This window comes from Enterobacter sp. CGMCC 5087 (assembly GCF_003144775.1).
Classification (GTDB): domain Bacteria; phylum Pseudomonadota; class Gammaproteobacteria; order Enterobacterales; family Enterobacteriaceae; genus Enterobacter; species Enterobacter cloacae_M.
Map to the genome: position 1 here is coordinate 1 of NZ_QFXN01000063.1, position 298 is coordinate 298.

The following is a 298-nucleotide window of genomic DNA, read 5'->3' on the forward strand; positions in this document are numbered from 1 at the left end:
GGGCTGGGCAAATCCTGAACCAAAGTCCTCGCGCCGGCGGTTCAGGGTTTTCCACGCCTCCAGCATGGCCGCGCGGGCGGAACTGTAGTTCACATCAGACCAGTCCTGGCTGATTTGCTGGGCTGAAAGGCCTGTGGCGGCGGCAAGGTTTCGCAGCATGGCATTTTCAAAATCGGCAAAATTGCTGGTTGGCCGCGCCGCATCCACCGTGCCGATTTCTTCACTGGGCCACAGCTTCATGATCCCCACGCCGTGATTCATCATCAGGCGGTTGTCGCTGTAATACCCGGCTCGCGCA

1 protein-coding gene is annotated in these 298 nt (G+C 59.7%); it reads right to left on the reverse strand.

What is annotated here, in order from left to right:
- The coding region (locus tag DEO48_RS05375; protein WP_146198244.1) for a phage portal protein at positions 1-298 on the reverse strand (298 nt) is incomplete at both ends.